Here is a 12,195-nt window from a genome sequence, read left to right as displayed (position 1 = left end):
ACGACCGGCATTGGCCGCAAACGGTCGAAGCCTTTCCTGCCCGGATCGCAATCCGGGCAGGTGGTTCGGGAGGGTGGATTACTTGATGTAGCCGCCGCGGGTCATTTCGCGTGTCGTCAGACTCTGAGCCTGGGCAAGCGCATCATCGACCGACATCTGGCCCGCAAGTGCGGCCGAGAAGAGCTGGCCGACGGAGGTGCCGAGGCTCTGGAACTCGGGGATGGCGACGAACTGCACGCCGACATAGGGCACCGGCTTGACGGTCGGGTTCTTCGGGTCAGCGGCATTGATCGAGTCGAGCGTCATCTTCGCGAACGGCGCCGCCTTCTGGTATTCCGGGTTCTCGTAGAGAGAGGTCCGCGTCCCCGGAGGAACATTGGCCCAGCCTTCCTTGGAAGCGACGAGCTCCGCATAGGCCTTGCTGGTCGCCCAGGAGACAAACTTCTCGGCAGCTTCTGCCTTCTGGGTGCCTGCCGGGATGGCGAGGTTCCAGGCCCAGAGCCAGTTGCCGCGCTTGCCGAGACCGGTGTCGGGAGCGAGCGCAAAGCCCACCTTGTCGGCGACGGTCGAGTCCTTCGGGTTGGTCACGAAGGAAGCGGCGACGGTGGCGTCGATCCACATGCCGCACTTGCCCTGCTGGAAGAGCGCGAGGTTTTCGTTGAAGCCGTTCGAGGACGCGCCCTGCGGGCCGGCGTCGTTCATCAGCTTGACGTAGAAGTCGAGCGTGTTCTTCCATTCCGGCTGGTCGAACTGCGGCTTCCAGGTCTCGTCGAACCAGCGGGCGCCAAACGCATTCGATGTGGCCGTCAGGAAGGCCATGTTCTCGCCCCAGCCCGCCTTGCCGCGCAGGCAGATGCCGTTGATGTCGTTGGCGCGGTCCGTCATCTTGCGCGCCGCGTCGGCCACAAACTCCCAGGTCGGAGCGTCCGGCATGGTGAGCCCGGCCTTCTCCATCAGGTCCTTGCGGTACATGATGAACGAGGATTCGCCGTAGAACGGAGCAGCATAGAGCTTGCCGTCTTCGCCGGTCAGGCCTGAGCGAATCGCCGGAAGCAGATCATCGACATCGTAGTCGGCGCCAAGGTTTTCGAGCGGCAGCAGCCAGCCTTGTTTGGACCAGATCGGAACTTCGTAAGTGCCGATCGTCATGATGTCGTACTGTCCGCCCTTCGTGGCGATGTCCGTCGTCACACGTTCGCGCAGAACGTTTTCTTCGAGTGTGACCCATTCAACCTGGATGTCGGGATTGGCCGAGGTGAATTCCGAGGTCAGGCCCTGCATGCGGATCATGTCGCCGTTGTTGACGGTCGCGATCGTGAGGGTTTCGGCCGAGGCCATGCCGGCAAGCGCCAGCGCCGAGCACGCGCCCAGCAAAATCGTCTTCAATGTCATGTCTTCCTCCCAGAAGAAAAATGAGCATTCGCTTTGCTCATGGGCAATTACTCAATCGTAGAGCAGAAAATGTCAATCCGCATTTCATGCTGCGCTGCCGCATGAAATAGCTAACCAACTGTTCTGGAATTAAAATTTTATAGAAGCCTAGCTCGCCAGAAGGTGACGCGCAGCGTCCTCGTCCGTGATCAGCCCATTGATGTGTCGACCCCGGACGGCCGCCAGGATGGCCGGATGCTTGCGCCGACCCCGTGCGAGACCGATCACGGTCGAGGTTTCCCGGGCGGGAATTTGCAAGCTCGCAACCCGCTCATTGACCGGATGGGTCAGCAACTCGCCGTTGTCCCCGAAGATCCAGCCGCAGATCTCTCCAACCGCGCCGGCCTGCAGGAGATCTTCCATCTCGTCGGCCTTCAGGAAGCCATCGACGAGAAGCGGAGCACGCATGTTCATCTCGCCGATGCCGACAAAGGTGACGTCCGATCGGCGCGCGAGCGCGATTGTCGGCGCGACCAGAGGCTGGTCATGCAGCAACTGCCGCTCGGCGGGAGAGGAGACGATGACCGGCAGCGGCATCGGGAAGTGTGGTGCCTTCACCGCATCGGCCATGGAGAAGATGACGTTGAAATAGGCAGCCGACCCGTCGGGGCTGATGTTCCCCGTGAGCGAGACGATCTTGTGCTGCGGACATTCCATCGGAGACAACTGATCGATCATCGACCGGAGTGTTCGACCCGTTCCCATCGCGATGACCAGTGGCTCGGGCTGTTTCAGCCAGCGCTCCAGTTGCGCCGCGCCCGCTTCAGCCACTCCCACTGTCGCGGACTCGGATCCGGGATCGGTAGGAACGATTTCCACCGCCTTCAGGCCGAACTTGCGCTTCACGGCTTCGGCAAGTTCCAGGCATGCCGCGATGGGATGATCGAGCCGGACCTTGATCAGCTTTTCCGCAATCGAAAGGGATACGAGGCGCTGGGCGCTTTGTCGGGATATGCCCATGGCAGCCGCGATCTCGTCCTGGGTTTTGCCGGCGACATAGTAGAGCCATCCGGCCCGTGCTGCATCGTCCAGTCTTGTCTGCCCCTCGCCACGCCGTGCCATGCGGTCTCCTCTCCGTGTGGAAACACTGCTGCCAATTTTGCCCTCTCCTGTCAAATCCGGGCTCCGCGCTCGTGCATGTGTTGGAACGGTTTGAAGGCTGACGGGTTGAACCTTTAACCCCATTGTTCAAGGAGAACGATCATGACACGTTCCATTTCGCTCGCAGCCGCAACGGCACTTTGCCTTGTCTCCACGGCAACGGCCCAGCAGACGGCACCAATCCAGCAGCTGCCGACCCCCCAGGCTTCTGCGGAGACTGAAGCATTGGGCCCCAAAGGCTTCGCGCAACGGGCCGCCGCTACCAACGAGTTCGAAATACTGTCCGCGGAACTCGCTCTGAAGCAAAGCCAGGACGAGGAGGTGAGGGCTTTCGCCCGCACCATGCTGGACGACCACAAGCGTGCCCAGAAACAGTTGACCGAAGCCGCCAAGGCCGATTCGATCGCGATGGTTCTGGAACTGTCGATGGAACAGAAACAGACGCTTACCGCGCTGGAACAGGCAGAGGAGAGCCAGTTCGACCCCGCCTATATGTCCTCCCAGATGAAGGCGCATGATCAGGCCATCAGGCTGCTGGGCGCCTATGCCGATCATGGATCGGCCGGAAGTCTGAAGACCTATGCGATTGCCAACTATCCGCTGGTCCGAATGCACAAGGTCAGAGCGCAATCCCAAACCAATCCGTGATTGAAGGCTGTAGATGAGTAGAACATGGCAACTCGCCGCCCTCTTGGGCGCAATCCTCGTCGCTATCGTGATGCTACTGATGGCCGAATTTCAGCAGGAGGTGACCGAGACCGCTCCCACTGACGCCCCCACGCGTCACGCGCCCGTGCCGGACGTTCCGCCCAGCGCAACCGGAGACATCAGCACACCATAACGCCAAACGGGTAACGCAGAGGGAAGTCGCGCCCCATCCAAACAACTCCCATAAGGAGCAAAAGCTATGTCCCCCCTACGCCTTTTGGCTCTTGTCGTCCTCCTCGTGATCCTCGCTGCCAGCTTTTACGCACTGGGCGGCGGGGGCATCCAGGACAATGAGGACACCAAGGATTATCCCCCCCACAGTGTTCAGCAATAGGCCTTCGGCAGCCGCTCCCTCCGAGGCTGGTTCCAGCCAGTCTCGCGGTAGCGCGTCGAGGGGATCCATCTGATGCAAATCCCCAAAAAAAACCCCGCCGAAGCGGGGTTCAGGTAGGCGCCCTTGGGGCGGCCGGGGGGGAGGTTCGGGGGAGGGAACAATGATCTCCTCTCTGAACCGGTAATGAGAAGCTTTGTTCCATTTATGGAACAAAGAATTTTCGGCCTATGACTCGCGTGATCAGAGCTGCTCGGTCTGAGCGCCGCTGTTGGGTTTCGCTCGTCCCAGATCCGGCTTGGGGCCGAGAGATTGCATCGGCTGGGACACGAACTGTCCCTTGCCATCGACCGACTGTCCCTCGGACCAACGCCCGGCTGCAGCTGCGCTGCCGTTCTGCTGAAATCCGAGATATGCGTAGCTGAACTCCTGCTTTTCCTGCTCCTGCGGGAAACTGTTCGGAATCGGGAACACGCCTGTCGGCCCGCCCAACTCCTCCAGTGCCGCCATCCACTGGTTCTGGTGCATGGTGTCCCGGGCGATGAGATAGGACAGCATGTCCTTCATGCCCGGATCGTTCGTCATGGTGTAAAGGCGTGTAGCAAGGACGCGTCCGGTCGATTCCGCAGCAACATTGGCGGTCATGTCGGCGGCGATATTGCCGCTCGCATAGATGTGCGACATGTCGAAGGGCACACCGTCCGAATCCACCGGCATGGCAGAGAGCCCCGCCGAGAGAAGGTTCTTGAGGTTGATGCCGCCAAGAACCCCGCCACCGACTGGATCGGCCGCGATCTCTTCCTTGAGTGACAGGGGGGCGCCTTCCAGGTTCATGGCAACTGCCGTTGCGAGCATCTCGATATGCCCCAGTTCCTCCGCTGCTGTGTTCATCAGCAGGTCGCGAAACTTCGGGTTGCCCCGGGCGCCGCAGGCCTGGAAGAAATACTGCATGGCAACGCGGATTTCTCCTTCCACGCCTCCGATCGCCTGCTGTAGGGCGCGGGCAAACAGAGGGTCCGGGGTCTCAACTCGGACGGGATATTGCAACTTATTGTCGGTATAGAACATCGCATCTTTCCTCGTGTTTGACGGTTGCCTAAAAAGGACCCTACCGGCTTGTTCCTGATTTTCTGACCATCAGGAGTGGGGTTATTGGTCGTCGCGGGTCTTCAGCGAATCGCCGAGATTTCGCTTTTCCGGGTCCTGCAAATTTTCGCCCACGGCATCCCGGTCGACCTTAGGATTGTCCTTGGCCGGCAGATATCCCGTCGGTCGATTCTCCTGCGGTCCTTCCCAGCGGGGCGACTGATCCGTTGTTCCCGGCTTGCCATCTTTCGGTGCGTTCATGCCCATCTTGGGTCTCCTCTTCTTGAGCTCTCCGTGACCAACCGTCCCGACTGCGAACAGTTCCCCAGGAACATTCCGGACGCCTTCAGGTTGTCCCGGAACAATTCGCGCAGACAGTGAGGTGATGATGGAAGAACGATCCAGTATCGGGAGCCGGCCGCGCATCGTGATCGTCGGCGCAGGTTTTGGAGGCCTTGCCTGCGCAAAGGCTCTGGCAGACGCAGAAGTCGACGTGACCGTGATCGACCGGCGCAATCACAATCTGTTTCAGCCATTGCTCTATCAGGTCGCGACGGCAGCGCTTTCGCCTGCGGATATCTCCGAGCCGATCCGCCGTACATTGGGACGATCGGACAACATCCACGTGCTGATGGGAGAGGTGGTGTCGATCGATACGGACGCCCGCGCAGTCTCTCTCGCCGATGGCGCAGCGATCTCCTACGACCGCCTCGTTCTCGCGACCGGCTCGCAGTACAATTATTTCGGCCATCAGGACTGGCAGAAACATGCACCGGGGCTGAAATCGATTCACGAAGCCCGCCAGATTCGTCACCGCCTCCTGCTCGCCTTCGAGCAGGCCGAGCGAAGCCAGGATGAGGCAGAGATGCGCCGCCTGTTGACCAGCGTCGTCATCGGTGGCGGCCCGACCGGCGTCGAAATGGCCGGCGCCATTTCAGAACTCGGTCGATTCATGATTGATCGTGATTTCCGTAGCCTGCGACCAGAGCAACTTCACGTCGTCCTCGTCGAGGCCGGTCCGCGTATTCTGGCAACCTTCCCCGAAAATCTCTCGACCTATGCGGCCGACTATCTGCGCGACATCGGCGTGGATATCAGGCTGAACACGCCTGTCGAAGACGTGACTGCCGAGGGCGTTAAGGTCAAGGATGCTTTCCTGCCGGCGAGCTGCATCGTCTGGGGAGCCGGGGTCAAAGCATCGCCGGCCGCGGAATGGCTTGGCCTTTCGCCGGGCCCGGGCGGGCGCCTGCCGGTGGTGCGCGACCTCTCGGTTGATGGCATGGACGGGGTCTACGCCATCGGCGATACCGCGCTGGCTTTGGGAGAAAATGGCGAAGCATTGCCCGCGCTCGCACAGGTGGCCAAACAGCAGGGGACGTTCCTCGGCAAAGCGCTCAAGGCCAACCTCCTGAAAGGAGCGGCTGTGCCAGACTTCCGTTTCCGTAATCGCGGCAACACGGCGGTCATCGGAAGAAACGCAGCCATCTTCGATTTCGGCTCCTGGCAGCTCAAGGGCCGTCTCGCCTGGCTGCTCTGGGCCATCGTCCATGTCTATCTGCTGGTCAATTTCGAGAAACGCCTGCTTGTCAGTGTTCAGTGGATCTGGCGCTACACCACCCGGCAGAGAGGCGCGCGTCTGATCGATGAGAACTTCGTTGCCCCTGAGAGGTAATGACCTCCGTTGAGAATCTGAGGGCGGATGCGCTTTGAAGGTGGACAACCCGGATTCGGATCTATACACGTAACGATATTACATAACAAAAAGATCCAGGCTTGACCGCCAGGGGCTGCAGGTCCTATGCAAGCAGTGACGGTTCCCCGCCGGATGACTCCGAGGGGATTAATAGGGAACACGGTGAGGACGACCCAATAGGGACCAAGACCGTGGCTGCCCCCGCAACTGTAAGCGGATTGCTGTCCATTCTCGCGGCGTGAAAGCGCCGGGCCACTGCGGGTCACCGTGGGAAGGCAAATGGAAAGCGCATATCCGCGAGCCAGGAGACCTGCCGTCAAGTGAAGAAAACGAAGCGGACGGGGTGTTCCGATGGATACGAACTGGCTTTTGCGCTGCGCCGTCTGGCGCGCCGACCGCATGCCATTTTGCCTCCGGAGAAATCCTGCGGAGGACTGGCATGCATTTCCTTCCAGATCATGAAGCGCAGGGACGGGCGATCGGCCTTGGCCATGGCGTAACGCTCGGCGTTTCGTCGTTCGAGGGGGCACGCCCATGAGCTGTACCAGCAAGGGCTGCCCGATCCGGGTCACCGATATCGGCTGGGGACCGAAGCCATCCCAGTACTTGGTCCGAGGCGTTTCCTTTTCCCTCGATGCCGGCGACCGGCTGGCAATCGTCGGGCCGAACGGGGCTGGCAAGACCACGCTTCTTCGCTGCCTGTATCGCGGTGTTAGCCCGCTGGAGGGGCGCGTCGAGGTCGACGGCCAGGATATCTGGCAGATGAGTGCCCGCCAGCTTGCCCGTCGGGTGGCGGTCGTTCTGCAGGAAATGCCGGGCGACTTCCCTTTCACCGTCCGCGACGTAGTGATGATGGGGCGCGTTCCCTGGCGCGAAGGCCTTGCGGGCTGGAGCGAAGAAGACCGGGCCGAAGCAGAGCACGCGCTCGACCATCTCGATCTGCTGCGGCTGGCGAACCGGCAGTTCTCGACCTTGTCAGGAGGTGAGAAGCAGCGTGTCCTGGTGGCGCGTGCGCTGGCGCAGAAGCCTGAAATCCTCATACTCGACGAGCCGACCAACCATCTGGATATCCGCCACCAGCTCGAGATCCTCGATCTGCTCGGCGCTTTAAACCTGACGATCATCACCACGCTGCACGACATTAACCTCGCCGCCGAGTTTGCAACGCATATTGCCCTGATGCATGGCGGCCGGATGAATGCGTTCGGCCCACCGGAAGCTGTTTTGACCGAACAGGCCCTGTCCGGAACCTTCGGTGTCCTCGCCGCGCGCCAGCAGGCGGAGGGCGCTCGATCCCATCGTTTTTCCTTTTCCCTTGCCTTGACCTGATTTTAGAAGGATCCGCCCATATGGCTGCCCGTCTTCTTTTGTCCGCCACGCTCTTTGCTTCGGTCTTCGCCGCCTCATCGGCCTTTGCCTATCCTATCACGGTCAAGAGCTGCGATCGCGACGTTACGTTCGACGCACCTCCGGCGCGCGCGGTCTCCAATGACGTCAACCTGACCGAGATGATGCTGGCCTTGAAACTGCAGGACCGCATGGTCGGCTATACCGGGATCTCCGGCTGGAAGACGCTGGATGCGGGGCTGCGGGACGGCGTGAAGGAAATGCCTGAACTTTCGCCGAAATACCCGACCAAGGAAGTGCTGCTGAACGCCGATGCCGATTTCTATTTCGCCGGCTGGAACTACGGCATGAAGGTCGGCGGCGAGGTGACGCCCGAAACGCTCGAACCCTTCAAGATCAAGGTCTATGAACTCACCGAATCCTGCATCCATATCATGGCGAAGAACAAGCCGACGATGGACGACATGTTCATCGACCTGCTGAACCTCGGCAAGATCTTCGACGTCGAGGACCGCGCCGAGGCCTTGGTTGTCGGCTACCGCAAGCAACTGGACGACATCACCACCCGCATCGGCGACATCGAAAAGCCGGTCCGCGTATTCGTCTATGATTCCGGCACCGAAAAGCCCTTCACCTCCGGCCGTTTTGGCATCCCAACAGCCATGATCGAGGCGGCTGGCGGCGTGAACATTATGGAAGACGTCGAAAAGAGCTGGACGGAAGTGTCCTGGGAGCCGGTCATCGAGCGCAATCCGGAAGTCGTCGTCATCGTCAACTACGGCGATGTAACGGCCGAACAGAAGATCGCTTTCATGAAGGAAAACCCGGCCTTCATGAATCTCGATGCCGTCAAGCAGGATCGCTTTGTGGTTCTGGAATATGTTGAGGCAACACCTGGACCGCGCAATGTCCAGGCAATCGAGCGGCTCGCGAACACCTTCCATCCGCGCAACATGTAATCCTCAAGGCGGGACCGCGAACCGGTCCCGCCCAGTACGAAATTCAAGGCAGAATGATGCACGGTCGCATGTTTCTCTGGATGGGTCTGGCTATCGTGCTGCTGGCCCTCTGCCTCACCGCTGGCGTGTCCCTGGGTTCGGCTCCCATTCCGGTCAGCACTGTCTGGTCGATCGTGGCCAACAAACTCGCACCCGGTACATTTGAAGTGACATGGTCGCCCGGTCGCGAGAGCATCGTCTGGGACGTTCGCTTCCCGCGCGTCATCCTGGCTGGCCTCGTCGGAGCCGGACTCGCGACGGTCGGAGCCGTCCTGCAGGCCGTGACTCGCAATCCACTGGCCGATCCGCATCTGCTCGGCGTCTCATCCGGCGGCGCCCTAGGTGCGATTATCGCTCTTCTCCATACCGGCCTTGTCTTCGGTCTGGTCACCGTACCGCTCTTTGCCTTCGGCGGCTCCTTGGCTGCGACGCTCGCGGTTGTCACCGTGACGCGCTTCACCGGCGCGGGCGCCGATCGTCTCGTATTGACCGGTGTGGCCATCGCCTTCGTGGCGACCTCGCTCGGAAATCTCGCGATTTTCCTCGGCGACCCGCGCGCCGCTCATACGGTGGTCTTCTGGATGTTGGGAGGGCTCGGCCTCGCCCAATGGTCGCATCTTCTCTATCCAGTGGCGGTGCTTTCAGTTTGCCTCATCTTCCTTGTCGTTCGCGCCCGGGAAATCAACGCCATGGCCATGGGTGATGAGACGGCAGCGACGCTCGGCATTCCCGTCGCCCGGTTCCGCGCGGAGCTTTTTGTGATCACCGCGCTTCTGACTGGTGTGATGGTCGCCTTTTCGGGTGCCATCGGCTTTGTGGGCCTGCTGGTTCCGCATTTTGTCCGCCTGACCGCCGGCAGCGACAATATCAGGGTCATTCCCCTTTCGGCGTTGGCCGGTGCCGTTATCCTCATTCTGGCCGATATCGTTTCGCGCACGATCATGGCGCCCGAGGATGTCCCGATCGGGGTGATTACCGGTCTGGCAGGCGGGCTCGCTTTCATTCTTCTCCTGCGACGGCGATAGTTGGAGCCTGCCTATTGCTCCTGTTTCGTTTTTGCCTAGACTGAAGAAAAAACGAAATAGGGGGAGGGGGCGGCATGATGTTCTCCGCGAGACAGGCCGAGATCATGACGCTGGCCAAGGAGCAGGGCCGCGTTCTGGTGGACGAGCTCGCTGCGCGCTTCGCGGTCACGCCACAAACCATTCGCAAGGATCTGAACGACCTTTGCGACGCACGCGCACTCAACCGTATCCACGGTGGCGCCGTCTTTCCGAGCGGAAACGAAAACGTTAAATACGAGGCGCGCCGTTCGATGGCGGCCGGGGAGAAGCAGGCGATAGGCCGTGCCGCCGCCAACCTGATCCCGGACAACTCCTCCCTGTTCATCAACATCGGCACCACGACGGAAGCCGTGGGCGAAGCGCTTGTTGACCACAGGGAATTGATGGTCATCACCAACAATATCAATGTTGCCAATCGCTTGCGTGTCTATCCCTCGATAGAGGTGGTGATCGCCGGCGGTGTGGTTCGTGGATCGGACGGCGGTATCGTCGGCGAGGCGGCCGTGGATTTCATCCGTCAGTTCAAGGTGGATTTCGCTGTTATCGGCGTCTCGGCGATCGACGAAGATGGTGCACTGCTCGATTTCGATTTCCGCGAAGTGAAAGTCGCCCAGGCCATCATCGCCAACGCGCGGCATGTCATTCTGGTCTCGGACTCATCAAAATTCGAGCGCACCGCGCCGGTCCGCATCGGGCATATTTCGCAAGTTCAAACCTTTATCACCGACAATTGTCCGTCCAGCAGCATCCGGGACATTTGCGCCGAGCGCGATGTCAGGATCATCGAAACCGCACCGGTCGACCGCGATCTAGCGGCGGAATAACTTTCGTTTGACATTCGTTTAAATTTCGAAAAAGATAGCTGGACTTTCGCAATAGCAGTAAATGCTGCAGGTGCGAACATGCGGAGGAATGATGTCGGGGCAGCCAATATACGATCTCTTTGTGATCGGCGGCGGGATCAACGGGACTGGGATCGCGCGCGACGCGGCCGGCCGTGGTTACTCCGTTGCCTTGGCTGAAATGAACGATTTCGCCTCCGGCACCTCCTCGGGCGCAACGAAGCTCATCCATGGTGGTCTTCGGTATCTCGAGCATTACGAGTTTCGCCTGGTCCGCGAAGCGCTCATGGAGCGCGAAGTCCTCTGGGCCATGGCGCCGCATGTGATCTGGCCTTTGCGGTTCGTTTTGCCCTTCCAGAAGGGCGGCATTCGCCCCGCCTGGCTCATTCGCCTAGGCCTTTTCCTGTACGATAATCTCGGTGGCCGAAAGCTGCTTCCGCCGACGAAGACCCTCGATCTGCGCCGCGATCCGGCCGGAAAGCCTCTGAAGCCGGTCTTCTCCAAGGCGTTCGAATATTCGGACGGCTGGGTCGATGACGCGCGCATGGTCGTTCTCAATGCCCGCGATGCACAGATCCGCGGCGCAACGATCCTGAGCCGTAACCGTGTTGTCTCGGCCCATCGCGAAGACGGCCACTGGGTTGTCACAACAAAGTCGCAGCGCGACGGCTCCGTCGTAACTCACAAGGCCCGGATGCTGGTCAACGCGGCCGGCCCTTGGGTCGATCAGGTTTTGGCCGGTGCCTTCGGCCGCAACAATGTGCACAATGTCCGTCTTGTCCAGGGCAGCCACATCGTGGTTCGCAAGAAGTTCACCGATCCACGCGCCTACTTCTTCCAGAACCCCGACAACCGCATCATATTCGCCATCCCCTATGAGGGTGAATTCACCCTGATTGGCACGACGGACCGGGATTTCACCGAAGACCCGAAGGACGTTCGCATCAGCCCCGAAGAGGTGAACTATCTCTGCGATGCGGCAAGCGAATATTTCCAGGAACCGGTACGCCCAGACGACATCGTCTGGAGCTATTCGGCCGTGCGTCCTCTTTTCGATGACGGCGCCTCGAAGGCTCAGGAGGCGACGCGCGATTACGTGCTGAAGGTTGAGGGTAATAGCGGCGACGCCCCCTTGCTCAATGTCTTCGGCGGCAAGCTCACCACCTATCGTCGTCTGGCCGAACATGCGCTGGAAAAGATCGGTGAAGCGATCGGCGAAAAAGGCGCCTCTTGGACCGCAGGCAGCCGACTACCGGGTGGCGATTTCTCGGCCACGGCCTTCGAGCCGACGGTCGACGGACTAATCAAAGCCTATCCCTTCCTGGATCGCATCCATGCCGAGCGCCTGATTCGCTGCTACGGCACAGATTCAAGAGCGATCCTCGGCAAGGCGAAGAGCGCGGCCGATCTCGGGCGCCATTTCGGCGGCACGCTGTACGAGGTCGAAGTTCGCTGGCTGGTGGAGACGGAGTGGGCGGTCACGGCCGAAGACGTGCTGTGGCGCCGGACGAAACAGGGACTATTCCTGACGCCGGAGGAGGCGAAGGGACTGGATGCCTATTTGGGGATGCTGGCGGCGGCCTGATCGCCCATG

12 protein-coding genes and 1 riboswitch are annotated in these 12,195 nt (G+C 60.5%); of the genes, 8 read left to right on the top strand and 4 right to left on the bottom strand.

Going from position 1 to position 12,195, the window contains the following annotated elements:
• Window positions 1–78 precede the first annotated feature (78 nt).
• A complete protein-coding gene (locus BSY240_RS13570) occupies window positions 79–1,392 on the bottom strand; it encodes an ABC transporter substrate-binding protein (RefSeq protein WP_069042656.1) in 1,314 nt (437 codons plus the stop codon).
• Window positions 1,393–1,539: 147 nt separating this feature from the next.
• On the bottom strand, window positions 1,540–2,493 hold the full coding sequence (locus tag BSY240_RS13565; protein WP_069042655.1) for a sugar-binding transcriptional regulator: 954 nt from the start codon (window positions 2,491–2,493) through the stop codon (window positions 1,540–1,542).
• A gap of 141 nt (window positions 2,494–2,634) precedes the next feature.
• Between BSY240_RS13565 and BSY240_RS13560 the strand changes: the two genes are divergently transcribed.
• Window positions 2,635–3,180, top strand: a complete 546-nt coding sequence (locus tag BSY240_RS13560; protein ID WP_069042654.1) for a DUF4142 domain-containing protein — start codon at window positions 2,635–2,637, stop codon at window positions 3,178–3,180.
• 13 nt (window positions 3,181–3,193) lie between these two features.
• Window positions 3,194–3,373 (top strand): hypothetical protein, encoded by a 180-nt coding sequence (locus tag BSY240_RS13555; RefSeq protein WP_054149345.1) that lies wholly within the window; start codon window positions 3,194–3,196, stop codon window positions 3,371–3,373.
• Window positions 3,374–3,814: 441 nt separating this feature from the next.
• On the opposite strand, the gene BSY240_RS13545 is transcribed toward BSY240_RS13555, so the two are convergent.
• Entirely contained in the window at window positions 3,815–4,639 is an 825-nt protein-coding gene (locus BSY240_RS13545) for a manganese catalase family protein (RefSeq protein ID WP_069042652.1), read from the bottom strand.
• Between the two features lie 81 nt (window positions 4,640–4,720).
• The gene (locus BSY240_RS13540) at window positions 4,721–4,924 is read right to left on the bottom strand and encodes a hypothetical protein (protein ID WP_069042651.1); all 204 of its coding nucleotides are present in this window, start codon (window positions 4,922–4,924) and stop codon (window positions 4,721–4,723) included.
• 121 nt (window positions 4,925–5,045) lie between these two features.
• On the opposite strand from BSY240_RS13540, the gene BSY240_RS13535 reads away from it, so the two are divergent.
• From BSY240_RS13535 to glpD, 6 genes are all read left to right on the top strand, one after another.
• On the top strand, window positions 5,046–6,329 hold the full coding sequence (locus BSY240_RS13535) for an NAD(P)/FAD-dependent oxidoreductase (RefSeq protein ID WP_069042650.1): 1,284 nt from the start codon (window positions 5,046–5,048) through the stop codon (window positions 6,327–6,329).
• A 122-nt stretch (window positions 6,330–6,451) separates the two neighbouring features.
• Window positions 6,452–6,682, top strand: a riboswitch (cobalamin riboswitch).
• Between the two features lie 202 nt (window positions 6,683–6,884).
• Entirely contained in the window at window positions 6,885–7,679 is a 795-nt protein-coding gene (locus BSY240_RS13530; protein ID WP_069042649.1) for an ABC transporter ATP-binding protein, read from the top strand.
• 20 nt (window positions 7,680–7,699) lie between these two features.
• Window positions 7,700–8,656, top strand: a complete 957-nt coding sequence (locus BSY240_RS13525; protein WP_069042648.1) for an ABC transporter substrate-binding protein — start codon at window positions 7,700–7,702, stop codon at window positions 8,654–8,656.
• Window positions 8,657–8,724: 68 nt separating this feature from the next.
• A complete protein-coding gene (locus BSY240_RS13520) occupies window positions 8,725–9,720 on the top strand; it encodes a FecCD family ABC transporter permease (protein ID WP_442855986.1) in 996 nt (331 codons plus the stop codon).
• 74 nt (window positions 9,721–9,794) lie between these two features.
• Entirely contained in the window at window positions 9,795–10,583 is a 789-nt protein-coding gene (locus BSY240_RS13515) for a DeoR/GlpR family DNA-binding transcription regulator (RefSeq protein WP_069042646.1), read from the top strand.
• A 91-nt stretch (window positions 10,584–10,674) separates the two neighbouring features.
• Window positions 10,675–12,186: a glycerol-3-phosphate dehydrogenase gene (gene glpD, locus BSY240_RS13510; protein WP_069042645.1), complete on the top strand. Its 1,512-nt coding sequence runs from the start codon at window positions 10,675–10,677 to the stop codon at window positions 12,184–12,186.
• Window positions 12,187–12,195: the final 9 nt, after the last annotated feature.

This window comes from Agrobacterium sp. RAC06, from assembly GCF_001713475.1.
In the GTDB taxonomy this organism is placed as follows: domain Bacteria; phylum Pseudomonadota; class Alphaproteobacteria; order Rhizobiales; family Rhizobiaceae; genus Allorhizobium.
Note: the sequence above shows the minus strand (reverse complement) of the source record. Positions and strands in the feature narration are given on the sequence as shown.

Bases quoted from the DNA above. Each gene is read 5' to 3' on its own strand.
- BSY240_RS13570 (WP_069042656.1), bottom strand. From the start codon at position 1,392: ATGACATTGAAGACGATTTTGCTGGGCGCGTGCTCGGCGCTGGCGCTT.
- BSY240_RS13565 (WP_069042655.1), bottom strand. From the start codon at position 2,493: ATGGCACGGCGTGGCGAGGGGCAGACAAGACTGGACGATGCAGCACGG.
- BSY240_RS13560 (WP_069042654.1), top strand. From the start codon at position 2,635: ATGACACGTTCCATTTCGCTCGCAGCCGCAACGGCACTTTGCCTTGTC.
- BSY240_RS13555 (WP_054149345.1), top strand. From the start codon at position 3,194: ATGAGTAGAACATGGCAACTCGCCGCCCTCTTGGGCGCAATCCTCGTC.
- BSY240_RS13545 (WP_069042652.1), bottom strand. From the start codon at position 4,639: ATGTTCTATACCGACAATAAGTTGCAATATCCCGTCCGAGTTGAGACC.
- BSY240_RS13540 (WP_069042651.1), bottom strand. From the start codon at position 4,924: ATGGGCATGAACGCACCGAAAGATGGCAAGCCGGGAACAACGGATCAG.
- BSY240_RS13535 (WP_069042650.1), top strand. From the start codon at position 5,046: ATGGAAGAACGATCCAGTATCGGGAGCCGGCCGCGCATCGTGATCGTC.
- BSY240_RS13530 (WP_069042649.1), top strand. From the start codon at position 6,885: ATGAGCTGTACCAGCAAGGGCTGCCCGATCCGGGTCACCGATATCGGC.
- BSY240_RS13525 (WP_069042648.1), top strand. From the start codon at position 7,700: ATGGCTGCCCGTCTTCTTTTGTCCGCCACGCTCTTTGCTTCGGTCTTC.
- BSY240_RS13520 (WP_442855986.1), top strand. From the start codon at position 8,725: ATGTTTCTCTGGATGGGTCTGGCTATCGTGCTGCTGGCCCTCTGCCTC.
- BSY240_RS13515 (WP_069042646.1), top strand. From the start codon at position 9,795: ATGATGTTCTCCGCGAGACAGGCCGAGATCATGACGCTGGCCAAGGAG.
- glpD (WP_069042645.1), top strand. From the start codon at position 10,675: ATGTCGGGGCAGCCAATATACGATCTCTTTGTGATCGGCGGCGGGATC.